Origin of the sequence: Brevundimonas sp. BH3, from assembly GCF_045345115.1 — a bacterium.
Taxonomy (GTDB): domain Bacteria; phylum Pseudomonadota; class Alphaproteobacteria; order Caulobacterales; family Caulobacteraceae; genus Brevundimonas.
This window is the reverse complement of record NZ_CP150796.1, coordinates 2,936,571-2,960,120: the sequence shown is the minus strand read 5'-3', so window position 1 is coordinate 2,960,120 and position 23,550 is coordinate 2,936,571. Positions and strand designations below refer to the sequence as shown.

Annotated in this window: 20 protein-coding genes and 2 tRNA genes; 14 read left to right on the top strand and 8 right to left on the bottom strand. The window is 60.6% G+C overall.

All coding sequences use genetic code 11. The annotated features are described in order from the left end of the window. The first annotated feature begins 85 nt into the window (after positions 1-85). Positions 86-1,087: an NADPH:quinone oxidoreductase family protein gene (locus WEU32_RS14425; RefSeq protein ID WP_406852380.1), complete on the top strand. Its 1,002-nt coding sequence runs from the start codon at positions 86-88 to the stop codon at positions 1,085-1,087. Here WEU32_RS14425 and WEU32_RS14420 read toward each other — a convergent pair whose 3' ends face one another. After that, positions 1,088-1,519: a YkvA family protein gene (locus tag WEU32_RS14420; protein ID WP_406852379.1), complete on the bottom strand. Its 432-nt coding sequence runs from the start codon at positions 1,517-1,519 to the stop codon at positions 1,088-1,090. A gap of 58 nt (positions 1,520-1,577) precedes the next feature. Here WEU32_RS14420 and WEU32_RS14415 point away from each other — a divergent pair, with 58 nt between their 5' ends. The 5 genes from WEU32_RS14415 to lpdA (WEU32_RS14395) all read left to right on the top strand — a co-directional run bounded on the left by WEU32_RS14415 (position 1,578) and on the right by lpdA (WEU32_RS14395) (position 7,494). Then, positions 1,578-2,360 (top strand): SDR family oxidoreductase, encoded by a 783-nt coding sequence (locus WEU32_RS14415; protein ID WP_312138360.1) that lies wholly within the window; start codon positions 1,578-1,580, stop codon positions 2,358-2,360. 118 nt (positions 2,361-2,478) lie between these two features. Then, positions 2,479-2,553 (top strand) — tRNA-Gly (locus WEU32_RS14410). 183 nt (positions 2,554-2,736) lie between these two features. Beyond that, positions 2,737-2,811, top strand: a tRNA-Gly gene (locus WEU32_RS14405). A gap of 254 nt (positions 2,812-3,065) precedes the next feature. Continuing rightward, positions 3,066-5,894: a TonB-dependent receptor gene (locus WEU32_RS14400; protein WP_406852378.1), complete on the top strand. Its 2,829-nt coding sequence runs from the start codon at positions 3,066-3,068 to the stop codon at positions 5,892-5,894. A 199-nt stretch (positions 5,895-6,093) separates the two neighbouring features. Then, a complete protein-coding gene (gene lpdA / locus WEU32_RS14395; protein ID WP_406852377.1) occupies positions 6,094-7,494 on the top strand; it encodes a dihydrolipoyl dehydrogenase in 1,401 nt (466 codons plus the stop codon). A 154-nt stretch (positions 7,495-7,648) separates the two neighbouring features. On the opposite strand, the gene WEU32_RS14390 is transcribed toward lpdA (WEU32_RS14395), so the two are convergent. The 3 genes from WEU32_RS14390 to WEU32_RS14380 form a co-directional block, all read right to left on the bottom strand. After that, positions 7,649-8,944: a diguanylate cyclase gene (locus WEU32_RS14390; protein ID WP_406852376.1), complete on the bottom strand. Its 1,296-nt coding sequence runs from the start codon at positions 8,942-8,944 to the stop codon at positions 7,649-7,651. A 174-nt stretch (positions 8,945-9,118) separates the two neighbouring features. Further along, complete coding sequence (locus tag WEU32_RS14385) at positions 9,119-10,000, bottom strand: pirin family protein (RefSeq protein WP_406852375.1); 882 nt, start codon at positions 9,998-10,000, stop codon at positions 9,119-9,121. A 113-nt stretch (positions 10,001-10,113) separates the two neighbouring features. Further along, the gene (locus WEU32_RS14380) at positions 10,114-10,602 is read right to left on the bottom strand and encodes an Lrp/AsnC family transcriptional regulator (protein WP_312138352.1); all 489 of its coding nucleotides are present in this window, start codon (positions 10,600-10,602) and stop codon (positions 10,114-10,116) included. A 145-nt stretch (positions 10,603-10,747) separates the two neighbouring features. On the opposite strand from WEU32_RS14380, the gene WEU32_RS14375 reads away from it, so the two are divergent. The 6 genes from WEU32_RS14375 to WEU32_RS14350 all read left to right on the top strand — a co-directional run bounded on the left by WEU32_RS14375 (position 10,748) and on the right by WEU32_RS14350 (position 17,478). Next, the gene (locus WEU32_RS14375) at positions 10,748-11,977 is read left to right on the top strand and encodes a 3-methyl-2-oxobutanoate dehydrogenase (2-methylpropanoyl-transferring) subunit alpha (protein ID WP_312138351.1); all 1,230 of its coding nucleotides are present in this window, start codon (positions 10,748-10,750) and stop codon (positions 11,975-11,977) included. Between the two features lie 37 nt (positions 11,978-12,014). Beyond that, complete coding sequence (locus WEU32_RS14370; RefSeq protein WP_406853462.1) at positions 12,015-13,082, top strand: alpha-ketoacid dehydrogenase subunit beta; 1,068 nt, start codon at positions 12,015-12,017, stop codon at positions 13,080-13,082. Position 13,083: 1 nt separating this feature from the next. Next, complete coding sequence (locus WEU32_RS14365) at positions 13,084-14,721, top strand: 2-oxo acid dehydrogenase subunit E2 (RefSeq protein ID WP_406852373.1); 1,638 nt, start codon at positions 13,084-13,086, stop codon at positions 14,719-14,721. Between the two features lie 73 nt (positions 14,722-14,794). After that, complete coding sequence (locus tag WEU32_RS14360; RefSeq protein WP_406852372.1) at positions 14,795-15,082, top strand: GIY-YIG nuclease family protein; 288 nt, start codon at positions 14,795-14,797, stop codon at positions 15,080-15,082. 45 nt (positions 15,083-15,127) lie between these two features. Next, positions 15,128-16,525: a dihydrolipoyl dehydrogenase gene (lpdA, locus tag WEU32_RS14355; RefSeq protein ID WP_406852371.1), complete on the top strand. Its 1,398-nt coding sequence runs from the start codon at positions 15,128-15,130 to the stop codon at positions 16,523-16,525. Positions 16,526-16,833: 308 nt separating this feature from the next. After that, complete coding sequence (locus WEU32_RS14350) at positions 16,834-17,478, top strand: hypothetical protein (protein ID WP_406852370.1); 645 nt, start codon at positions 16,834-16,836, stop codon at positions 17,476-17,478. Between the two features lie 56 nt (positions 17,479-17,534). Here the strand turns inward: WEU32_RS14350 and thrS are convergent, their stop codons facing one another. The 4 genes from thrS to WEU32_RS14330 all read right to left on the bottom strand — a co-directional run bounded on the left by thrS (position 17,535) and on the right by WEU32_RS14330 (position 21,167). Then, positions 17,535-19,484: a threonine--tRNA ligase gene (thrS, locus tag WEU32_RS14345; protein ID WP_406852369.1), complete on the bottom strand. Its 1,950-nt coding sequence runs from the start codon at positions 19,482-19,484 to the stop codon at positions 17,535-17,537. After that, positions 19,481-19,717, bottom strand: coding sequence for a membrane protein insertion efficiency factor YidD (yidD, locus tag WEU32_RS14340; protein WP_167178347.1), 237 nt, complete (start codon positions 19,715-19,717; stop codon positions 19,481-19,483). Before yidD ends, thrS begins: the two co-directional genes overlap by 4 nt. Positions 19,718-19,797: 80 nt before the next feature. Continuing rightward, positions 19,798-20,268 carry an iron-sulfur cluster assembly scaffold protein gene (locus WEU32_RS14335; RefSeq protein WP_406852368.1) on the bottom strand — a complete coding sequence of 157 codons (471 nt, stop codon included), beginning with the start codon at positions 20,266-20,268 and terminating at the stop codon, positions 19,798-19,800. 47 nt (positions 20,269-20,315) lie between these two features. Then, on the bottom strand, positions 20,316-21,167 hold the full coding sequence (locus WEU32_RS14330) for a tetratricopeptide repeat protein (RefSeq protein WP_406852367.1): 852 nt from the start codon (positions 21,165-21,167) through the stop codon (positions 20,316-20,318). Positions 21,168-21,269: 102 nt separating this feature from the next. Here WEU32_RS14330 and WEU32_RS14325 point away from each other — a divergent pair, with 102 nt between their 5' ends. Together WEU32_RS14325 and WEU32_RS14320 are read left to right on the top strand one after the other, a co-directional pair. Then, positions 21,270-22,670, top strand: coding sequence for a leucyl aminopeptidase family protein (locus WEU32_RS14325; protein WP_406852366.1), 1,401 nt, complete (start codon positions 21,270-21,272; stop codon positions 22,668-22,670). A 64-nt stretch (positions 22,671-22,734) separates the two neighbouring features. Further along, positions 22,735-23,538, top strand: coding sequence for an NlpC/P60 family protein (locus tag WEU32_RS14320; protein ID WP_406852365.1), 804 nt, complete (start codon positions 22,735-22,737; stop codon positions 23,536-23,538). The last annotated feature ends 12 nt before the right edge of the window (positions 23,539-23,550 follow it).

Below are 23,550 nucleotides of genomic sequence, written 5' to 3'. Positions count from 1 at the left end.
CCCTCTAGGCAGCGGCCTATGAGGTGCTTTAGCGTCGCAATTGTGTCGGTGGTTTACCGACAGGGGATGTCGGAGAGAAGTATCAATGCGCGCTGTTTTGTCCAAGGTGGCCGGTGGCCCCGAAAGCCTCGTTGTCGAAGAGGTGATGGACCCCACGCCCGCCAAGGGTCAGGTGGTGATCGAGGTCAAGGCCATCGGGATCAACTATCCCGACGCCCTGATTATCGAGGACAAATACCAGTTCAAGCCCGAGCGCCCCTTCTCTCCGGGGGCCGAGGTGGCCGGTATCGTCGATGCGGTGGGCGAGGGCGTCAAAGGTGTACGTCGTGGCGACCGCGTGATTGCGGTGCCGGGCTGGGGTGGTCTTGTGGAACGTATCGCTGTGCCTGCCGACAGCCTGATCCCCATTCCGGATGGCATGGATTTCGACATGGCAGCGGCCTTTGTCATGACCTATGGCACCTCATATTACGCGCTCAAGGACCGTGCGAAGCTGCAACCGGACGAGACATTGCTGGTGTTGGGCGCTGCGGGCGGTGTGGGGGCGGCTGCGGTCGAGCTGGGCAAGGCCATGGGCGCGCGCGTGGTGGCGGCGGCCTCGACCAATGACAAGGTCGAGTTTGCGCTGGAACTGGGTGCCGATAACGGCCTGATCTATCCGACCGGCCCGATGGACAAGGCGGCTCAGAAAGAGCTGGCCGGAGAGTTCAAGCTGGCGACCGGTCGTGACGGTGCCGATGTGGTCTATGACGCGGTCGGCGGTGACTATGCCGAACCGGCGCTGCGGGCCATGGACTGGAACGGACGTTATCTGGTGGTGGGTTTCCCCGCCGGTATTCCGTCCCTGCCGCTGAACCTGACCTTGCTGAAATCGGTGTCGGTGGTCGGGGTGTTCTGGGGCGCGGCAATTGCCCGTGATCCGGCGAGCCATGCGGCCAATATGGCGGAGCTGATGGACCTGTATAAGGCGGGCAAGATCAAGCCGCGCATCAGCCAGACCTTCCCTCTGGAAAAAGCCGTCGACGCCATCAAGGCGCTGGGAGCGCGTCAGGCCTTGGGCAAGATCGTGGTGGTAACCGAGGACTGATCAGGTCTTGCGGGACGAAGCATTTTCTTCGGGGGCTTCGTCCCGCAAACGAGCCAGCATGGCCTTGGCGCTCATACGGTGGCGATCCTTGATGTGTGCACCGAGTGTAGCCAGCACGGCGGCCAGCACCGCCGCATCGTCGCTGAAGCCGACCACTGTGAAAATGTCCGGAATGGCATCGGCGGGCATCACGAAATAGGCGAGTGCGCCCAGCAACAAGGCCTTGGCCCGAAACGGGGTTTCAGGGTCTTGAGTGGCATACCATGCAGATAGCACCTGATCCGCAAACGGGATTTTCGAGGCCACCTTTCGCATCTTGGGCCAAAAGTCCCGTTTCACACGCATCTCATTCGTTTTATGAACCACAGGCACGAGCGCCTTGTGCGGATCGATGGCATCATGTGGTGACGCCGGTTTGGTTTTGACGGTCATGGCCGTTTAATCCCTGTCCTCAGCACTGGGTTCACTTTTTTATATAGGAACAGTTTCGATGAAACTCGATGGTTCGATTGCAGCAGTCGTTACGGGTGGTGCCTCGGGTCTGGGCGAAGGCACAGCCCGCGCTCTGGCTGCCAAGGGCGTCAAGGTCGCCATCTTCGATTTGAACGAAGAAAAGGGCGAAGCCGTTGCAGCCGAAATCGGCGGCGTGTTCTGCAAGGTGGATGTGACCTCGGACGAGAGCGTTACCGCCGGTTTTGCCAAGGCTCGCGCCGCCCACGGGCAAGAACGCCTGACCGTCAACTGCGCCGGTATCGCCACCGGCCAGAAGACCGTGTCGCGCAAGAAGGACACCGGCGAGATCCGCGCTCATGACATGGCCCAGTTCGAGCGCACCGTAACGATCAACCTGTTCGGTACCTTCCGCGTTCTGTCGCAGTCGGCAGCGGGCATGGTGACACTGGACCCGATGGAAGACGGCGAGCGCGGTGCCATCATCAATACCGCATCGGTTGCCGCTCAGGACGGCCAGATCGGTCAGGCCGCCTATTCGGCTTCCAAGGGCGGTGTCTATGCCATGACCCTGCCGGTGGCCCGCGACCTGATGAATGACGGCGTTCGCGTCAACACCATCCTGCCGGGCATCATGTGGACCCCGATGATGGCCGGTATGGACCAGAAGGTTCAGGACGCGCTGGCCGCTATGATCCCGTTCCCCAAACGTCTTGGTACACCCAAGGACTATGCCAACCTCGCCCTGCATCTGGCCGAGAATGTCTATATCAACGGCGAGTGCATTCGTCTGGACGGTGCGATCCGCCTCGCACCCCGTTAATGGCTTCGGCTGATCGCTAAAGAAAATTTCGCGATTTCAAAAAAACTGTTGCGGAGAGCAGAGGGGGCGGTTAAACGCCTCCTCCTCGACGCGGACGGCAATAGTCGTCCTGACGGATGCGGGCGTAGCTCAGGGGTAGAGCATCACCTTGCCAAGGTGAGGGTCGGGCGTTCGAATCGCCTCGCCCGCTCCAGTCGGGAAAACGATCAAAAGGCTCGCCACACCGGCGGGCCTTTTCGTTTTTGGCGATTGATGGGGACCCAACCGAAAAATTTTCAAAAACTGTATGATTTCAGCTTTTTGGATGTTGCCTTACGCGGCATGTTTGGCTATTTACCGCCTCCTCGACGTCGGGCAGCACTGTTGCCCATCGGATGCGGGCGTAGCTCAGGGGTAGAGCATCACCTTGCCAAGGTGAGGGTCGGGCGTTCGAATCGCCTCGCCCGCTCCAGTCGGGATTACCCACGAAACAGGGCCTGATCTTACGATCAGGCCCTGTTCGCGTTTCAGAACGGGTTTGGGTCGCTTTAACCGTTACATGCCGGTTTCTCGTCTTTGCTCCGTATTGGGAGCAAATGTCGCGGACGTGTTTCAAGAACGACGATTCTGTTTCGTCAAATCCTCATATGCCCGTTGCAGCCGGCAATTAGTCAGCCCCCTGAACACCGGAGCGCCATACGGGCTCCGCTAGGGGATGCTGCACAAATGAAACTGAAACTGCTCGTGGGCGCGGCTGTAACGCCGCTGGTCTTGGGTATGGCTGTGTTGCCGCGGGCCGCACAGGCCGACAGCCTCGTGGCGACTGCTGCGGCTGTTCCCGCTGGCGAGGGCGTCTATGGTCGTGTGACCGACGCCAATGGCGCGCCGCTTCCCGGTGTGGAAGTCACCGCGCAAGGCCGCCGCGCGGTCACCAATACACAGGGCGAGTTCCACATGACCGGCGTATCCGGTCAGGTGGTTCTGCAGGCCCGTTATATCGGCCTTCCGACAGCGACCCGTTCGGTAAGCGTCCAGTCCGGCCAGATGACTTCGGTCGTACTGACCTTAGGGGCTTCGGAAGCGACCTCGGTGGCCGATGTGGTGGTCAATGGCGTGATTACCGAAGGTGTGGCCCGCTCACTGAACCAGCAGCGCAATGCCGACGGCACGATCAACGTCCTGTCGGCGGATGCCATTGGCCGCTATCCCGATCCTAACGTCGCCGAATCCCTGCAACGCGTGGCCGGTATCGCCATCCAACGCGATCAGGGCGAAGGTCGTTATATCAATGTCCGTGGTGCGCCCTCGGCCTTTACGGCGGTGTCGGTGGATGGTGTGGCCGTGCCGTCGGTAGACCCCGGCACGCGCGCGGTTGACCTTGATACCCTGCCTTCGGACATCGTCTCGAACGTCGAAGTCTCCAAGACGCTGTTGCCGTCGCAGGACGCGGACTCGATTGCCGGTGCCGTCAATATCAAGACCCGCTCGCCGTTCGACAGCCGTCGCCGCAGCCTCAGCGGCTATGGGGGTGTCAGCTATAATGACTATGGCGGCGAGGACATCCGTGGCGGCCTGACCGCTTCCAACGTGTTTGGTGCGAACGAGCAGTTCGGCGCGTTGCTGTCCTATTCCTATTCCCAAACCAATCGCCGCCCCGACAATGTCGAAAGCGGCTGGACCAAGATGGAAACGCCAGAAGGTAATGAAATCTTCGCCCTCGAGGAAAGCCTGTTCAAGGACTATGAGACCGAGCGCACCCGTCAGGCGCTGACCGGCGGTCTGGAGTTCCGTCCCAATGATGCAACCCGTCTGTGGGCGCGCGGTTCGTTCGCCAAGTTCGAGGACGACGAATACCGCAACCAGCTTTTGCTGACCTATGACGAAGGCGACATGGTTGCCGGCTCCAACAGCCGCAAAGCCACCTTTGACAATGTGACGGTCGAGCGCCAGTTGCGCCACCGCACGCAGGTCAACGAGATCACCACGCTGACCGCCGGTGGCGAGCATATCTTTGGTAATGGCGCTGTGCTGGACGGCAGCCTGTCATGGGCCTCGACCGAGCAGTCCTATCCGAACCGCAACGAGCTTCTGTTCCGCTCCAAGCTGACCCCTTCGGTGACCTATGACTTCACGGGCGACCATTACGAGCCGACCTATTCGATCTTCTCGACGCAAGAGCATATGAACGCCAGCCAGTACGGCTATCGCGAGACGGCGTACCGCTCCAACACGACCGAGCAGGAAGAAGTCTCGGCCCAGATGAACCTGGAACTGCCGTCGCGCTTTGGCGATCAGGAAGTGACGTGGAAGTTCGGCGGCAAGTTCCGCACCCGCGATGTGACCGCCGACGAAGAGCGTTTCCGTACCCGCCGCGCCGGTGACGGCCCGTCGCAATCCTATGCCGACCTGCTGGGTGATACGGAATCGCGCAACTACGACTATCTGCTGGGCCACAAGTTCAACAACGGTCTGGTCGACGCGTATTTCGACAGCGCCCGCGATCTGGCCGACCGCCGCATGCCGGACTCGGTCGTCTCCGATTATGAAGCACAGGAAGACATTCTGGCCGCCTATGGTCAGGCCCGCTTTGATCGCGGTGCCACCAGCGTCACCGTGGGTCTGCGCGTCGAGAACACCAAGTTCGAAGGCTCGGCCCCCAGCTTCGTCGTGGATGCCAATGGCGACGAAATTTATTCGGTCGCCAGAGTAGATCGTGACGACACCGAGTTCTTCCCGAACCTGACCGTGCGCCACAGCTTCTCGGAAAACCTGATCGGTCGTTTCGCCCTGACCCGCTCGATCAACCGTCCCGAGTTCAACCAGATCGTGCCGCGTCGCGTCGAGGAAACCGATGGTTCGGACATCAGCTATGAAATCGGTAATCCGGACCTGAAGCCGACCTTGTCGAACAATCTGGACTTCGGTCTGGAATATTATTTCGACGGTCTGGGCGTTCTGTCGGCCAATGCCTTCTACAAGGACCTGTCGGATTATCGTTACACCCTCGTCTATGGTGACAAGGTGACGATTGACGGCGTGGTGTACGATGCCGAGTTTGCCACCCCGATCAATGCGCCGGAAGGGCACCTGATGGGGATCGAGCTGAACTGGCAGCAGAAGTTCAGCTTCCTGCCGGGCTGGGCGTCCAACTTCGGTGTGTTTGCCAACTACACCTATACGGATGCCGAGATCAAAACGGCGCAAGCCTACGGCGGTCGTGACACCTTCCAACTGCCGGGCCAGTCGGAAAACAACTACAACCTCGCCTTCTTCTACGAGAATGCCGGTCTGTCGGCGCGCCTCAGCTACACCAAGCGCAGCGATTATCTGGAAGAGATCAATGCCGATGATGCGGACTTCGACCTGCTGGTCGAGGGCCGTGAGCAGCTGGACTTCACCGCCAGCTATGACTTCGGCAACGGTATCGAAGTGTTTGGTGAGGCCAAGAACCTGACGGACTCGGCGGGCGTCAAATATTACGGCACCCGCGAGCGGACCTACGAGTACGAGAAGTTCGGCTTCAACGTCTTTATGGGCGTGCGCTTCAAATACTGATCGCCCCGATCAGGCAAAATGAGAGGCCGGACTGCAAAGTCCGGCCTTTTTTGCCACCCTAGGGCCACACCATCGCTTTGCATTGGTCGAAACCTGCGCCCATATAAGCGCTAGCGGTTGACCCTGTGACTGGGTCTGCCTAAGCCCCCAATCAACGCGCCCGTATGTGTGTAGGCGCATCTCATGCTCAGAGGATCCCATGGCCGAAGCAGCCTACGACGTCGTCATCATCGGTGCAGGTCCCGGTGGCTATAACGCTGCCATCCGTGCGGGCCAGCTGGGCCTCAAGGCCGCGATCGTCGAAAAGGGCCCGACCTTGGGCGGTACCTGCCTGAACGTGGGCTGCATGCCGACCAAGGCTCTGCTGCACTCGTCGGAACTGTTCGAACAGGCCAACAACGAGTTCGCGCACATCGGTATCGAAGTGAAGCCGAAGCTGAACCTTGGCCAAATGCACAAGTCTAAGGATGACAGCGTCGAGGCCCTGACCAAGGGCATCGAGTTCCTGATGAAGAAGAACAAGGTCACGGTCGTTCACGGCTATGGCAAGATCGCTGGCACCGGCAAGGTTGAAGTCGAAGCTGCCGACGGCACCAAGACCGTTCTGGAAACCAAGAACATCCTGATCGCTACCGGCTCCGAGCCGACCCCGCTGCCGGGCGTCGCCTTCGAAGAGGGCAAGATCATCGACTCGTCGGGTGCTCTGTTCCTGCCGAAGGTTCCCAAGCACATGGTCGTTATCGGTGCGGGCGTGATCGGTCTGGAGCTGGGCTCAGTCTGGCGTCGTCTGGGTGCCGAAGTCACCGTCGTGGAATATCTCGACAAGGTTGGCGCAGGCATGGATGCCGAGGTTGCCACCGCCTTCCAGCGCGGCCTGACCAAGCAGGGCCTGAAGTTCAAGATGTCGACCAAGGTGACCGGTGCCAAGACCTCCAAGGACGGCGTCGAGCTGACCGTGGAACCGGCAGCTGGCGGTGCGGCTGAAACCATCAAGGGTGATGTGGTTCTGGTGGCTATCGGCCGCCGTCCGTTCACTCATGGTCTGGGTCTCGAAACCGTCGGCGTTACGCCGGACGCACGCGGCTTCATCGCCAATGACCACTTCAAGGTTGCCGATGGCGTCTGGGTTATCGGTGACGTGACTCACGGCCCGATGCTGGCCCACAAGGCTGAAGAAGACGCCGTTGCTGCCATCGAACTGATGGTCGGCAAGGCTGGCCACGTGGACTACGCACTGGTTCCGTCGGTCATCTACACCTCGCCGGAAGTGGCATGGGTCGGCAAGACCGAAGAAGCCCTGAAGGCCGAAGGCGTGAACTACAAGAAGGGCAAGTTCCCGTTCGCTGCCAACAGCCGCGCCAAGATCAACCACGAGACCGAAGGCTTCGTGAAGGTTCTGGCCGACGCTACGACCGACAAGGTTCTGGGCGTTCACATCTTTGGCCCGCAAGCTGGCGAGCTGATCGGTGAAGCCTGCATGACCATGGCGTTTGGTGGTGCATCCGAAGACATCGCCCGCACCTGCCACCCGCACCCGACCCGCTCGGAAGCCGTCCGCCAAGCCGCCATGGGCGTCGAAGGCTGGACGATGCAGGCCTAATTGAAGTGGGGCTACTGCGCTGAGCGCTAGTTGAGCCCCATTTCGAATGCTTCTACCGTCCTACGGGCGAGTTGAGGGGCGCTTAAGAATTGAGAACGGCGCGCTCCATCAGGGGCGCGCCGTTTTCTATGCGGTATCCTTCTGGGACGCTCGTTTACGCCGCCTTGGCGACGATGGTGCGGTTGCGGCCCGCGTTTTTAGCGTCGTAAAGCGCCTTGTCGGCGGTCTCGATCAGTTCGTTATAATCGGGATGGTCCTGGAAGGTGGCGATCCCTAGAGAGGCGGTTACGCCTACCGAACCGCCAGCGGGCAGGCGGATTTCGCGGGCGGCCAGTTGTTCGCGGATACGTTCGGCCACCACATGGGCTTCTTCGGCCGAGGTTTCGACCAGCACAATCAGGAATTCTTCCCCGCCATAACGGAAGACAAAGTCGCTGAGACGCACATTGTCCGAAATGATCTCGGCCACCTGTTTCAGGACAGCATCACCCGTCGAATGGCCCCACTGGTCATTGATCGACTTGAAGTGGTCCACATCCAGCATCATCAGGCTCAACTGAGTGCCACTATTGGTCGCCAGAGAAATCTCGCGGCTGAGTATAGTCGGCAGGAAGCGGCGGTTGAGCGCCCGCGTCAGGGGATCGCGACCATTTTCCAGTCCTGCAACGCTCTGGAACAGATCGTTGAGCAGGAATTTGATCTCTTGAACGCTATTCTTCAATTCCCCGAGCGGAATCGTCAGGTCGCTCTTGGCTTCGTGCCCTTCTGTCAGACGCGACAGGATGCTGCCATCAACACGGGCAATGATATCTTCGATGGCCGAAAGACTGGGTGAACCATCAAAAATCAGACCCGCACGGTGGGTCAGCCAAAGCCCGAAGGGCGAACTGCTCAGCGGCGTCGGCTGCAACACGCAGCCGTCAAACATCTGGAAAAGTACATTTTGCAGCCATTCGAACAAGGCGGCGATCTGGCCGTCGCGTTCGTGGGCAATATCCTGACCCAGCGCAAACAGGCGGTAGGATTCGTCCACCTGTGCGCGGCGCATCGAACCTTGCATATAGGCTTCGCTCATAATGGCGATGGCCTGATCGATCAGGGCGTCGGTTTGGATGATGGCCCTTGCCGCATCGGCGCGGTTGAGGTCACTCTCCAGTACCAGCTCGCTCATGCGGCTCTTCAGAACCGAGGCTCCATGCATGACCAGACGCAACGGCACCTTGATACGGGCATGGACCTCGCCAATCTTGCGTTGGTGTTCTTCGAAAATAGCCTTCTGCTCGCCTTCCTGACGGAAGATGTCTTGCACCCATTTCATCAGTGACGCTTTTAGGCGCTCTTCGACCAAGCTGGAGCTCAGGAAGGTTTGTGCCTCTTCGTCGGTCAGCAGGGTGGTGTAAAAACGGTCTGCCAGATCCGCCGCATTGGCCTGTGAAAGACTGCGGAGCAATAGCTCGACGTGTCCAGAAAGCGGGGGGAGGACGCTATACATACAAAAACTCGAAAAGCCGGGTTCGATGACCTCGGGACGTGACGCGAAAAACAGGCCGCTTCCTACAGTGAAGTCGCGGCACGGTCACTTCAACCGTGATCATGTGATGGATGTGGTTGTTATTTGCGACATTTATGCTTCGGGAAGCGGAATGAATTCCTGGTCGTCATCGGACGGCAACTTCATTCTTCCGGCCTTCCAGTCGGCCTTGGCCTGTTCCATGCGGTCCTTGGACGACGAGACAAAGTTCCACCATATCAGACGTTCACCCAATGGCTCGCCCCCCAAAACCATCACGCTGGAGGGTTGCAGGGCGGTGACGGTCGGTTCGGCCTGTGGCGACAGGACGACCATCTGACCTTCATGGAAGGTACGCCCGTCAACCTCGACCACACCCTTGGCAACGAATAGGGCGCGCTCGCTATAGCCGCCCTTGGATTTAGGTGGCGGCGGCGCGGCGCGGACGCCTTCGGCCATCTCCCAATGGATATAGAAGAGTGGGGATTCCACCGGCGTGCCCGCCTTGGCACCGAAAGCTTCGCCCGCGACGAGACGGGCGAACAGACCATTATTCTCGTAGGTTGGCTGAGCGTCTTCGCCCAGATGGGTGAAGGAGGGCGCAATCTCTTCTTTCTCGACGGGCAGGGCCACCCAGGCCTGCATGCCGTGCATCGGGCCGCCCTGTGCCTTCTTTAGCGGATCGGTGCGCTCGGAATGAACAATGCCCGAGCCTGCGGTCATCCAGTTCACTTCGCCCGGGCGGATCGCCTGCGTATAGCCCAGGCTGTCGCGGTGCATGATCTCGCCTTCGAACAGATAGGTCAGGGTCGACAGGCCGATATGCGGATGCGGGCGCACATTGATGGCATCCGAGCCGGGGGCGAATTCTGCGGGGCCCATCTGGTCCAGAAACACAAAGGGACCGACCATGCGTTTGTGGGCATGCGGCAAAATGCGCGAAACTTCGAAACCGCCCAGATCGCGACGGCGTCCTTCGATGATCCGTTCAATCATGCTTGGCTCCTTGTTATTTGGGCAGGAGAAGGGGGATAGGCATTAGATAATGCAAAAACGCCGCCCCGAAAGGACGGCGTTTGCCATATTATGTCAAACTCTATGAAGATTGATCAGGAAACGTGCGGTGTGATTATGCTCAGAGGCAGGGTCGTCACATTTTTCACGCCGCGCGTTACGATATGGCTGGCGCAGTCGGACACTATGCCGAGCGTCAGCAGTTTATCGCGCAGGAATTTATCGAAGGTGTGCATGTCGGACGTGATAATGCGCAGCACATAGTCCTCGCGGCCGGTAATGGTGGCGCACTGGACAACTTCCGGCCAATTTGCCACGGCCTTTTCGAAGATGTCGAGGTTCTCGCGCGTCGGCAGAGACAGTTTCACGATGGCGTAGACTTCAAAGTCCAGACCTAGCAAGTTGGCATCTAGCAGCGTTACGCGCTTGCGTATCAGGCCGCTATCCTCCAGTCTCTTGATCCGGCGCCAGCACGGCGAAGCCGACAGGCCTACGCGATCGGCGACCTCGGCCACCGACAATCCGGCGTCTTGTTGCAGGATGTCGAGGATGCGGGCGTCGATGGGATCAAGTTCGTCGGCCAAAGGCGTTCTCCAAATTGCATTATTGAGCAATAAAATACCCTATTTCACATTATTGCAAGGGTATATTTGGAAGAGCAGTCATGCGGGAGCCATGCTATGCCTCTGTTTCTGAGGAAACGCGTGCGGTTAACCGGACGGGATTAAAATGAAAAATACGCCCCCTTTGTCGCTTCGAGTACCGGAGCCAACAGGTCGCCCCGGTGACAAGCCGGACTTTTCGCATCTGCAACTGGATGATGCGGGTGCTGTCGAGCGCCCCGAAGTCAGTACAGAGCCATCGCAAATGCGCGACATGGCCTTCCGCCTGATCCGCGTACTTGACGATAATGGCGAGGCGCTTGGTCCGTGGAACCCGAAGCTGGACCCGGACACCCTGCGTCGTGGTCTGAAGGCCATGATCCTGACGCGTACATTCGATGACCGGATGCACCGCGCCCACCGTCAGGGCAAGACCAGCTTCTATATGAAGTGCACCGGCGAAGAGGCGATTGCCGTGGCGCAGGGTATGGTCCTGAGCCGCGAGGATATGGGCTTCCCGACCTATCGCCAGCAGGGTCTGCTGATCGCGCGCGGCTATCCGCTGGCGTCGATGATGAACCAGATCTATTCGAACGCTGCGGACCCGATCAAAGGCCGTCAGTTGCCGATCATGTATTCGGCCAAGGACTATGGCTTCTTCACCATCTCGGGCAATCTGGGCACCCAATATGTGCAGGCTGTCGGTTGGGCCATGGCCAGCGCCTATAAGGGCGACAACAAGATTGCTGCGGCATGGATCGGTGACGGTTCGACCGCCGAGAGCGATTTCCACTCGGCCCTGACCTTTGCGGCTGTCTATAAGGCACCGGTGGTTCTGAATATCGTCAACAACCAGTGGGCCATCTCGTCCTTCCAAGGCATTGCCGGCGGTATGGAAACTACCTTTGCCTCCAAGGGCATTGGCTATGGTTTGCCGACCCTGCGCGTGGACGGTAACGACTTCCTTGCGGTCTGGGCGGCGACATCGTGGGCCGAAGAGCGCGCGCGTACCAATCAGGGCGCAACCCTGATCGAAATATTCACCTATCGCGGTGCCCCGCACTCGACCTCGGACGACCCCAGCCGTTATCGCCCGGGCGACGAGCACGAGAAGTGGCCGCTGGGCGATCCGATCGAGCGCCTGAAACAGCACCTGATCAAGATCGGTGAATGGTCCGAAGAGCAGCAGACCGCCGCCGAGGCAGAAGCTGTCGAGCAGGTACGCGCTGCGGCCAAGGAATCCGAAGCCATCGGTACGCTGGGCCAGTCGCGCCCGAGCGTGAAAGAAATGTTCGAAGAAGTGTTTGTCGAACCAGACTGGCGTCTGGTCGAGCAACGCCGCGAAGTGGGAGTTTGATGGCATGGCCGAAATCAACGACAAGATTGAAGCCGATATGGCCGACCAGAAGGACGCTCCGGCTTCTGTAGCGCCGGCTACAGGCGTGCAACCGATGAACATGATCCAGGCGCTGAACTCGGCGCTGGATGTGAAGATGGCCGAAGACCCCAGCGTCCTGTCCTATGGCGAGGATGCTGGCTATTTCGGCGGCGTATTCCGTGTGACGGACCATCTGCAGAAGAAGCATGGCCTGACCCGCAGCTTTGACGCCCCGATCTCGGAAACCGGCATCGTCGGTACCGCTATCGGCATGTCGACCTATGGCCTGCGTCCCGTGGTGGAAATTCAGTTCGCCGACTACATCTATCCGGCCTACGACCAGATCGTGTCGGAAGCGGCCAAGATGCGTTACCGCTCGGGTGGCCAGTTCACCTGTCCGATGGTGATCCGCTCGCCTTACGGTGGCGGTATCTTCGGTGGCCAGACCCACTCGCAAAGCCCTGAAAGCCTGTTCACCCACATTGCGGGGCTGAAGGTTGTCATCCCAAGCAACCCGTATGACGCCAAGGGCCTCTTGATCTCGGCCATCGAGGACGAGGACCCTGTCGTCTTCTTCGAGCCCAAGCGCCTGTATAACGGCCCGTTCGACGGCTGGCACGAAAAGCCGGTCAGCCCGTGGAAGGCGCAGGAGCTGGCTCAGGTTCCGGCTGAAAAATACAATGTGCCGATCGGCAAGGCCCGCGTGATGCGCGAAGGCAATGACGTGACCATCCTCGCCTATGGCACCATGGTCTGGGTCGCGCTGGCCGGTGCGGAGCATGCTGGCGTGGATGCCGAGGTGATCGATCTGCGCACGCTCGTGCCGCTGGATATCGAAACCATCGAGGCCAGCGTCAAGAAAACGGGCCGTTGCGTCATCGTTCACGAAGCGCCGAAAACCTCGGGCTTTGGCGGCGAGCTGAGCGCACTGGTACAAGAGCGCTGCTTCTATCATCTTGAAGCCCCTGTCGCCCGCGTAACGGGTTGGGATACGCCCTACCCTCACGCGTTCGAGTGGGAATATTTCCCCGGCCCGCAACGTGTGGCCGATGCTCTGAAATCTGTCATGACGGGAGGCCGTTAAGATGGGTCGTTTCGTATTCAAGCTACCGGACGTTGGTGAAGGCACCGCCGAGGCCGAACTGGTGCAATGGCACGTTGCCGTCGGTGATGTGGTCACCGAGGACCAGATCGTGGCCGAGGTCATGACGGACAAGGCCACGGTGGAGATCACGTCGCCGGTCGACGGTAAGGTGACCAAGCTTCACGGCGAAGCGGGCGAGATGCTGCCCGTGCGCGGCGCTCTGGTCGAGTTTGAGGTCGCTGGCGAAGGCAATGCGGCCGCCGAGGAAGAATCCCCTGCCGCTGCTCCGGTCGCTATAGAAGCTCCGGCCCCTGTCGAAGCACCGAAGGCAGAAGTCGCCTCTGATGTTGTCGCTCCGGCCTCTGCCGGAAACTATGTGTTCAAGCTGCCGGACGTTGGTGAAGGCACGGCCGAGGCTGAACTGGTCGGTTGGCACGTCAAGGTTGGCGACATGGTCGAGGAAGACCAGATCGTCGCCGAGGTGATGACCGACAAGGCCACGGTTGAACTGACCTCGCCTGTCGCGGGCAAGGTGGTGCAACTGCACGGCGAGGCTGGTCAGGCCCTGCCGGTCGGCGGTCCGCTGGTCAGCTTCGATGTCGAGGGCAAGGGCAATGTGACTGCGGCTCCGGCACTTGTTGCTGCTGCTTCACCTGCTCCAGCCAAGGTCGAGGCCCCGAAGGCGGCTCCGGCTCCTGTTGCTACACCTAAAGCTGCTGCCAAGCCGGTTCCGGCTGTAACGGGCCGCAAGGCAGGCGAGCGTCCGCTGGCCTCTCCGGCGGTGCGCCAGCGTGCGCGTGATCTGGGTATTGATCTGGTCTTCGTGCCGGGCTCGGGTCCGGCTGGCCGCATCGAACACGCCGATCTTGATGCCTTCGTGGCACGCGGCGGTGTAATTGCGCCGAGTGCCGGTGCGGCTTCGTCGCCCTATGCCAAGGCGGAAGGCACGACCGAGGTCAAGATCATCGGCCTGCGCCGCAAGATCGCGGAAAAGATGGCCGAGAGCGTCCGTCGCATCCCCCACATCACCTATGTGGAAGAGATCGATATGACGGCTCTGGAAGAGCTGCGTGGTCATCTGAATGCCCAGAACAAGGGCTCGGATAAGCCCAAGCTCAATGTCCTGCCGTTCATCGCCCGCGCCATCATCGTGGCGCTGCGTGACCAGCCGAACATCAACGCCACCTATGACGACGAGGCAGGCATCCTGACCCAGCACGCCGCCGTGCATCTGGGCATTGCCGCCCAGACGCCGAACGGCCTGATGGTGCCGGTGGTCCGCCACGCCGAGGCGCGCGATGCCTATGACACCGCCCTTGAGATCGCCCGCGTGTCGGGTGCCGCCAAGGACGGTTCGGCCAAGCGCGAGGAACTGTCGGGTTCGACCATCACCATCACTTCGCTGGGCACGCTCGGCGGTGTGGTGCACACCCCGATCATCAACCATCCCGAAGTTGCCATCATCGGCCCGAACAAGATCGCCGATCGTGTGGTGGTCAAGGACGGCCAGATGGTCGTGCGCAAAATGATGAACCTGTCCTCCAGCTTCGATCACCGTATCGTCGACGGCCACGACGCGGCTGTCTTCGTTCAGAAGATCAAGAACCTGCTGGAAAACCCGGCAACCCTGTGGATGTGATCTAAACCGACCTTACCTCTTCCGCTCATCCCCGCGGATGCGGGGACCCAGGCTTTAGCTTCGGACCCCGCATTTGGCCTTTTACACCTACATCATGGCCAGCCAGCGAAACGGGACGCTCTACACAGGTTCGACCGACAATATCGGTCATCGGGCTTGGCAGCATGCGCAAGGGGTAGGGTCGGACTTCACGTCGAAATACGGCGTGGGAATCTTGGTCTGGTTCGAGACACATGAAACCCGTGATGCGGCGTTTCGGCGTGAGAGACAGATCAAAAAATGGAACCGCCAATGGAAACTGCGGCTGATTGAAGAAACAAATCCCGGCTGGCGCGATCTCACCGAGACGCTGAGTGCTTAGCCAAACACTGGGTCCCCGCCTCCGCGGGGATGAGCGGAGAGTGTGATGCAGCAGATCAAAACCAAAGTCCTGATCATCGGCGCGGGCACGGGCGGCTATGTGGCCGGTATCCGTTGCGGGCAGCTGGGTCTGGAGACCGTGCTGGTGGATGCGTCCGCTGGTCTCGGCGGCACCTGCCTGAACGTGGGCTGCATCCCGTCCAAGGCGATCATCCATGCGGCGGGCAAGTATGAAACTGTCGCCAAGGCGGCGTCTGACGCTGGCACGTTGGGCATCACCGCGTCCGCTCCCGCCATCGACCTGAAGAAGACGGTCGAGTGGAAGGACGGCATCGTCAAGAAGCTGAACGGCGGCGTTTCTGCCCTGCTGAAGAAAGCCAAGGTCAAGGTCGTCAAGGGCTGGGCCACGTTCGAAGACGCCAAGACCTGCATCGTAGCGACCGAGGATGGCGACATCCGCATCACCGCCGAACACGTTATTCTGGCGACGGGTTCGGAGCCGGTCGAGCTGCCGTTCCTGCCGTTCGGTGGTGACGTCATTTCCTCGACCGAAGCCCTTTCCCTGCCGGACGTACCGAAAAAGCTGGTCGTCGTCGGCGGTGGCTATATCGGTCTGGAACTGGGCATTGCCTTCCGCAAACTGGGCGCGGAAGTCGCCATTGTGGAAATGGCCGACCGCATCCTGCCGCTGTACGACAAGGCCCTGACCGATCCGGTCGCCAAATGGCTGGAGCGTCACGGTGTCGAGCTGATGCTGGGTGCCCGCGCCGGTGGTTTCGGTGACGGTAAGCTGAACGTCACGGACAAGGACGGCAACCCGCTGCAACTGGCTGCCGACAAGGTGCTGGTCACCGTGGGCCGTCGCGCTCGCACCAAGGGTTGGGGTCTGGAGAATATGGGCGTGGCCATGGACGGCCCGTTCGTGAAGATCGACGACCGCTGCGCCACCTCGATGAAGAACGTCTGGGCCATCGGCGACCTGACCGGCGAACCCATGCTAGCGCACAAGGGCTCGGCGCAGGGTGAGGTCGTGGCCGAGATCATCGCGGGCCACAACAAGCGTTTCGATCCGACCACCATCGCCGCTGTCTGCTTTACCGAGCCGGAAATCGTCTCGGCAGGTCTGGGCGTTTCGGACGTTGAAGGCCGCGACGATGTCATTCAGGCGGTCTTCCCGTTTGCCGCTATCGGTCGTGCGCTGGCCATCGAGGCAGGCGAGGACGGCGGCTTTGTGCGCGTGATCGCTGACAAGCACGATCACCGCCTACTGGGTATCCAGGCCGTCGGCCAGCACGTCAGTGAACTGTCCAACAGCTTCGCCCAGATGCTGGAAATGGGCGCTGTGCTGGAAGACGTCGCCGGCACCATCCACGTCCACCCGACCCTCGGCGAAGCCTTCCACGAGGCCAGCCTGCGCGCTCTGGGCCACGCGATCCATATCTAACCTTTGACTGCCGTCATCCTCCGGCTTGACCGGAGGACCCAGCGGCGCGCGATAGCGCGAAACCGGCGGGCAGGGCGGCGAAAGCTCACCTTCCTGTGCCGCTGGATCCCCCGATCTACGCCCGCTTTGCGGGGCTCCGTCGGAGGATTACGAATGTCTCTCCTCCCTTGCGTCAGCGGGGGAGGTGTCGCGGTGCCTCGCACCGTGACGGAGGGAGCAGTTTACGTCGCCTAGCCCCCACACCACTTCGTGGTCCCCCTCCCCCGCAAGCAAGGGAGGAGCTATATAGCGTTGCAGGGGGGCTTGCCATGACAGCCTACACGCGAACCAAACGAGATGTGATTAGTGCGTTCAACGCACAAAGCGAGTTCTTCAACTCATCGTGCGTTCGCTATGACGAGGGCGCGAAGCATGAAGCGGCGCGTATAGCCAATGCGATGTTCATGCTTATTGGACGCGGCATGAAACGTCACACCTCGATATGTGATGCACTAGAGATACAAGACAAGCTTCAGTTTGTGTCGTCCATTTCCGAAAACGATGATGGGCTACCGCTAATCCAATGCAAGTTGGAGCACATCGAGCCAAATGTTTGGACGATCGAACTCCACCCAATCGGCCTTTCAAGTGGCACTCAAGTTCGCCCGCTATCTTTTAAAGATTGGTGGTCCGAAGTTGTGATTAGGAACTCAGGGTACGAATATAGCCGTGAGAAGCTAGTTAGGGTCGTACGAGACATAAACGGCGGAGCACATTTCGACCTTAACGTTGAGGATGCGGAAATATCGGCGCTTTTGTCGAGCGAACTAGGCTTTAGGATCGCGCCGAATGAAGTTGACGATGGTGGTCCGGTCCCATTTGTATTGGAAGCGTGCCTTCGACAGATAGCGGAAGAGCTAAAGTGGACTTTTGGTGTCGGCCATGAAGTTCTAGGTGCAGTCCGAGCGGATTAACAAAAAAGCCGCCGGGGTTTCCCTCGGCGGCTTTTCTGTATCGGGCATATCCGGCCTTAGATGTCGTGTTCGACGCCGTCGCGGATGCGTTTCAGGTCGGGGGCCAGAGCTTCGTCGGTCAGCATGGCGATAGCTTCTTCGATCGTGACGATCGTTTGGGCTTGAGAGCCAAAGCGGCGGATGGCGACCTTGCCTTCTTCGGCTTCCTTGCGGCCGACGACGGCGATGACCGGCACCTTGTTCACCGAGTGCTCGCGGATCTTGTAGTTGATCTTCTCGTTGCGAAGATCGATCTCGGTGCGCAGGCCAGCAGCCTTGAACTTGGCGAGAACTTCCTCGGCATAGCCGTCGGCGTCCGAGGTGATGGTGGTCACCACAGCCTGCGTCGGGGCCAGCCACAGCGGGAAGGCACCGGCATAGTTCTCGATCATGATGCCGATGAAACGCTCGAACGAGCCGAGGATCGCGCGGTGCAGCATGACCGGACGGTGCTTCTGGCCATCTTCGGCGATGTAGGTCGCATCCAGACGTTCCGGCAGGACATAGTCCAGCTGGATCGTGCCACAGGTCCATTCACGACCGATGGCGTCCTTGACGATGAAGTCCAGCTTGGGCGCATAGAAGGCACCGTCGCCCTCGGTGACGACCGGCTCGGTGCCCGCGGCACGCGAGGCCTCGAGCATTTGGGCCTCGGCCTTGTCCCAGAACTCTTCGGTGCCAGCGCGGGTTTCCGGACGGGTGCCGAGCGAGATGTATTTGGTTTCCATGCCAAGGTCGGCGTGGACCGAGCGGGCCAGCTTGATGAAGTTGGACGTCTCTTCGACGATCTGGTCTTCGCGGCAGAAGATGTGGGCGTCGTCTTGGGTGAAGCCGCGCACGCGCATCAGGCCATGCAGTGAGCCCGACGGCTCATAGCGGTGGCAGGCGCCGAACTCGGCCATGCGCAGCGGCAGTTCGCGGTACGAACGCTGGCCCTGATCGAAGATCTGCACGTGACCCGGGCAGTTCATCGGCTTCAGCGACAGGGTTTCACCCTCGACCGTTTCGCACACAAACATGTTGGCGCGGTACTTGTCCCAGTGGCCCGAGGCTTCCCAGAATTTGCGGTCCAGAACCTGCGGGGTTTTCACCTCGACATAGCCTGCGGCGTCCAGACGGCGGCGCATATAGGCCTCGAGGACGCGCCACAGCACCCAGCCCTTGGGGTGCCAGAAGACCATGCCGCGGCCCTCTTCCTGCATGTGGAACAGCTCCATCGAGCGGCCCAGCTTGCGGTGATCGCGCTTCTCGGCTTCTTCGATGCGCAGCAGATAGGCGTCGAGGTCTTCCTTGGTGGCCCATGCCGTGCCGTAAATGCGCTGTAACTGCGCACGGTTGCTGTCGCCGCGCCAATAGGCACCGGCCAGCTTGGTCAGCTTGAAGGCCTTGCCGACGAACTTGGTGGTCGGGAAGTGCGGACCACGGCACAGATCGGCCCACTCACCTTGTTTATAGACGGTGATGGTTTCCGATTCCGGCAGGTCGCGGATCAGCTCGGCCTTATATTCCTCGCCGATCTTTTCGAAGTGGGCGATGGCTTCGTCGCGGTTCCAGACCTGACGTTCCAGCTTGGCACCGCGATCAATGATCTCGGCCATCTTCTTTTCGATCTTGGGGAAGTCGTCGGTCGAGAAAGGCTCGTCGCGGGCGAAGTCGTAATAGAAGCCGTCTTCGATCGACGGGCCGATGGTGACCTGGGTGCCCGGGAACAGTTCCTGCACGGCCTGCGCCAGAACGTGGGCGGCGTCGTGGCGGATGGTTTCCAGCGCTTCGGCGTCGTCGCGCATCAGCAGACGGAATTCGCCGTCGCCTTCGATCTCGCGGTGCAGGTCGCGCTGCTCGCCGTTCCACACGACAAGGGCGGCTTTTTTCGCCAGCGAAGGCGAGATGGCAGCGGCGACGTCAAAGCCCGTCGAACCGGCTGGGTATTGGCGGACGGCGCCGTCTGGGAAGGTCAGGTTGATCATGGTTTGGTCTTAACTGGAGGGACGGGGTCGTAACCCGACCCGCCGAATGGATGGCATTTACAGAGACGGCGTACAGTCAGCCACCCCCCGCGAACCGGACCATGCTGGATCAGTGCATCGCGCCCATAATCCGAACAGGTCGGCAGGAAGCGGCACTGCTGGCCGATCAGGGGTGACAGCGTGACCTTATAGCCCCGATGGGCTGCGCGGACGCCGCGTTCATAGAGAGACATATGTCCCTTCGCCGGAGGCTGCTGAGGATGGTTGCCGGTCTTATCCCCTTTCAGAGCAGGGGTTTCAACCGCGCATGGCCTCACGCCGCACCGGCGATGCGAGTTCGTGTATTTGTGTGGTGTTTGGCCATCGCTTCGCGCACCGCTTCCAGCAGGGCTTCGATGGCGACCATCGAGGACGCATGGCGGGCCGGATAGTCGGCGACCTGTTTGAGAATACGCAGACCTTCAAACCGGTTGTCAGGGCCTTCACCACCTGATTTCAGCATGGCCAGCATGGCATCGCGGGCGGCTTCGATTTCGGCAAGGCTGCTACCTATAGCCGCTTCGCCGACCACGCCCGCTCCGGCTTGGCCGAGGGCGCAGGCTTTGACGTCCTGTGCGAAGTCTTTGACGCGGGCCTTATCGTCGAGGATGACATCAATAGTCGCACGCGAGCCACACAGCTTGGCGATCTTCTCGCCGGTGCCCTCGGGCGCAGACAGGCGTCCTGCATGCGGCAGGTTGGCCGCAAGCGACAGGATACGGGCGCTGTAAAGGTCGTCGATCACGAATAGACAGATAGGCCTTTGGAGCTGAAAATTAAAGCCGGTTTGCCTTAGCGGTTTAGCGAATCCCAACTGCGGGCGGTGGAGGGTGGCGCGCTGGCGGGAGCGGGCGTGTTCTGGGCTGCGCCTTGCCCGCTCTGGGTGCGCTGGGCCAGCCATGCAAGATTTTGATCGACCAGTTCGGGCGGCAGGTCGCGGCGCAGAATGGTCTCGGCCTCGGAAATCTTGCCTTGAAGCCCGAGCGCCAGAGCCAGATTCTGGCGCACCTGAAGCGAGGCATTGGGCTGGGCAGCGGCGCGGCGTAGCAGAATCTCTGCCTCGGCCATATCCCCTGACCCCATACGGGCCATGGCCATATTGGTCAGCACTTCGGGCTGTTCCGGTGACAGGGAAAGGGCGGCGTGCCATGCCGTATTGGCATCGTCGAAGCGGCGCACCTGTTGGTAGGCGACGCCTAGAAGCGACAAGGGACGCCAGTCGCGACGGCTGGCATCGCGGGCGCGTTCCAGCGCGGAAATGCCGTAAAAGGCCTGACCGCGCGCAATATGGGCACGACCGATTTCCAGCATGGCCTCGGTGTTTTGCGGTTGAACCGTCAGTACGCTTTCGGCGGTTTCGGCCGCGCGATCGTATTGGCCCATTTCGCGCAAAGCCTGTGCCATCTTCACGCCGGCCACAGGGTCCATCGGATTGATGGTGTTTTCCTGACCCCAGAAGATCGAGCGGCTGAGCGCATCGGTACGTTCATAGGCCGCGCGCGTGGCAGCATCGGCGGGCAGGCGCGGGGGAGGGGCTTCGGCTACGGGTGAGGTCTGTGGTGCGCTCTGGGCATGGGCTGCAGAGGCAAGAGGAGCCACTAAAACCAGACTTAAGGTTGCAGCAAGGCGGCGTGTGCGCGACATGGGATGTTCCGGAACCTTCTGGCGTTCAGGGTGTGGCCTTCAAGGTGCAACCATGGGCGCTAAAGTCTAGTTAATGCCTGTTAAGGCGTGAAAGAGATGACCATGGCCTCTGCCCGCAACCCTAATCTTGTATCCGTTTCGGATCAGGCGCGTCCGATCTTCAAGGTCAACGATACTGCGGCGTTCAGCGATGCCGAGGCTGCATGGGCACGAGTGAACGGCTTTACGGCGAAGGCGAGCCAGTTGCTGGTGGTGCCGGATGCTTGGGGCGAACCGGCCAAGGCCTTTCTTGGTACCGGAAACAACTATGACCCGATGATGTTGCGGGGCCTTGCGGCGCGTTTGCCCCAAGGGGACTGGCAGATGGTAGGTGCGGCGTCCGAAGCCGAGGCACAGCAGGAAGCGGTAGCCTTCGGGTTGGGGGGCTATGTGTTTGACCGCTACAAACCGTCCAAGGAAAAGCCGCAGGCGCGTCTGGTGGTAGGCGAAGGTGTTGATCTGGATGCCGTGAGCCGCATCGTGGCCGCCTGTGCCCTGACACGCGAAATGGTGGATACGCCCGCACAGGACATGGGGCCGCTGCAACTGGAAACTATCGGACGAGAGATTGCTGAAGAAAACGGCGCCAGCTTCAGTGTCATCGTCGGTGATGCGCTTCTGGAAGAAAACTATCCGGCGGTCCATGCCGTGGGTCGTGCGGCGACCGAACTGCGTGCGCCGCGCGTGATCGAGATCGGCTGGAACCTGGATAAAACCGACTGGCCGCTGGTGGCGCTGGTGGGCAAGGGCGTGGTGTTCGATACCGGCGGGTTGGACCTGAAAGGTGCGGCCGGTATGCGCAATATGAAGAAGGATATGGGCGGGGCGGCCCATGCCCTGTCGCTGGGCCGTCTGGTGATGCAGTCAGACCTTAAGCTGCGTCTGGTGGTGCTGGTGGCGGCGGTTGAAAATGCTGTGTCGGCTGATGCCTTCCGCCCGGGCGATATCCTGTCCAGCCGCAAGGGGCTGACCATCGAGATTGGCAATACCGATGCCGAAGGGCGTTTGATCCTGTCCGACATACTGACCCGCGCGGGCGAGCATAATCCCGATCTGACGGTGGACTTTGCGACCCTGACAGGGGCGGCGCGTATTGCCTTGGGGCCGGAGCTTCCGCCGCTTTATACGGCGGATGACACACTAGCTGCGGGCGTAGCCGCTTCGGCCAAGGCTGTGTCTGATCCACTGTGGCGCATGCCTTTGTGGGATGGCTATAATGCTTCGCTGGACAGCGAGATTGCCGATGTCCGCAACGACAGTGCCGCATGGGCGCAGGCCGGATCGGTAACCGCCGCCCTGTTCCTGCAGAAGTTTGCCCCTGAGAGCGGATCATGGGCGCATATGGATGTATTTGCGTGGAATCCGCGCAACCGTGCGGGCTATGCGGAAGGCGGTGAAGCCCAGACCCTGCGGGCCTGGTTCCATTATCTGCAGTATAGTTTTGCAAATCGCGGGGCGCGTTAACATCCGATTTGTTTTCGGGGCTTAGAAAGGCAGCTCACCTGTGTGAGCTGCATCAGAGTTTCGTTTGTCCGATCTCCAGTCCCTTGTGCCGCCTGGTCCGGCCCTGATCCTTCGGGACGGGGAGAGGACTGTGCTGGCTGAACAGGCTCTTGAGGGACTGGTGCGCGCCGAGGCGTACCGCCACACGACCACCATGTATTGCCGACAGGCGATTGCCGATATTTTTGCCGACGACGGCGAACGTATCGACCAAATCCTGCATGGCGAGATTTTCGACGTGCTGGAATATCGCGGCAATCGCGCTTTCGGGCGTGCGCGTCGTGACGGCATTGTCGGCTGGGTGGCTCTGGAACATCTGGACAAGGGTGCGCCCCTGGCCACGCGACGTGTGGCGTCGGTTTCGGCCAAGCTGCCGCTCAATGCGCTGGTGACCGAAACGGTCGAAGGGGTCGAAGATCACGATCTGCAACTGGTCGGCGATTTCGAGCAAGAGCCTGTGGCTGTGGCCGAGCGCCTGCTGGGTCGACCGCATGCCCTTGGGGCGCGCTCGTCCGTCGAGACCGATTGCTCGGGTCTGGTGCAACAGGCGCTGCTGGCCTGTGGTCTGCCGGGGCCGCGCCGTTCGCATGCTCAGGCCGATCTGGGCCGTGCTGTCAGTCGCGAAGAGGCCGTGCGTGGCGATCTGGTGATCTGGAAAGCGACGACCCCTGACACGTCATGGACGGGACATTCGGCCATTATGGTGGATGCCGATCAGGTCATCCATGCGACAGGCATTCACGGCGGTGTGGTGATCGAGGCCCTGTCGGACGTCGAGGCGCGTCTGGTGGCAGATGGCTTTGAAAGCGCGATCTTCCGCCGCCTCTAGGCTTTTCGCATA

What these genes read in the sequence shown, in the direction of transcription:
- WEU32_RS14370 (WP_406853462.1), top strand. Translation starts at nt 12,015, where the DNA reads ATGGCCGACCAGAAGGACGCTCCGGCTTCTGTAGCGCCGGCTACAGGC.
- lpdA (WP_406852371.1), top strand. Translation starts at nt 15,128, where the DNA reads ATGCAGCAGATCAAAACCAAAGTCCTGATCATCGGCGCGGGCACGGGC.
- lpdA (WP_406852377.1), top strand. Translation starts at nt 6,094, where the DNA reads ATGGCCGAAGCAGCCTACGACGTCGTCATCATCGGTGCAGGTCCCGGT.
- WEU32_RS14350 (WP_406852370.1), top strand. Translation starts at nt 16,834, where the DNA reads ATGACAGCCTACACGCGAACCAAACGAGATGTGATTAGTGCGTTCAAC.
- WEU32_RS14425 (WP_406852380.1), top strand. Translation starts at nt 86, where the DNA reads ATGCGCGCTGTTTTGTCCAAGGTGGCCGGTGGCCCCGAAAGCCTCGTT.
- WEU32_RS14330 (WP_406852367.1), bottom strand. Translation starts at nt 21,167, where the DNA reads ATGTCGCGCACACGCCGCCTTGCTGCAACCTTAAGTCTGGTTTTAGTG.
- WEU32_RS14365 (WP_406852373.1), top strand. Translation starts at nt 13,084, where the DNA reads ATGGGTCGTTTCGTATTCAAGCTACCGGACGTTGGTGAAGGCACCGCC.
- WEU32_RS14385 (WP_406852375.1), bottom strand. Translation starts at nt 10,000, where the DNA reads ATGATTGAACGGATCATCGAAGGACGCCGTCGCGATCTGGGCGGTTTC.
- thrS (WP_406852369.1), bottom strand. Translation starts at nt 19,484, where the DNA reads ATGATCAACCTGACCTTCCCAGACGGCGCCGTCCGCCAATACCCAGCC.
- WEU32_RS14420 (WP_406852379.1), bottom strand. Translation starts at nt 1,519, where the DNA reads ATGACCGTCAAAACCAAACCGGCGTCACCACATGATGCCATCGATCCG.
- WEU32_RS14415 (WP_312138360.1), top strand. Translation starts at nt 1,578, where the DNA reads ATGAAACTCGATGGTTCGATTGCAGCAGTCGTTACGGGTGGTGCCTCG.
- WEU32_RS14375 (WP_312138351.1), top strand. Translation starts at nt 10,748, where the DNA reads ATGAAAAATACGCCCCCTTTGTCGCTTCGAGTACCGGAGCCAACAGGT.
- yidD (WP_167178347.1), bottom strand. Translation starts at nt 19,717, where the DNA reads ATGTCTCTCTATGAACGCGGCGTCCGCGCAGCCCATCGGGGCTATAAG.
- WEU32_RS14325 (WP_406852366.1), top strand. Translation starts at nt 21,270, where the DNA reads ATGGCCTCTGCCCGCAACCCTAATCTTGTATCCGTTTCGGATCAGGCG.
- WEU32_RS14400 (WP_406852378.1), top strand. Translation starts at nt 3,066, where the DNA reads ATGAAACTGAAACTGCTCGTGGGCGCGGCTGTAACGCCGCTGGTCTTG.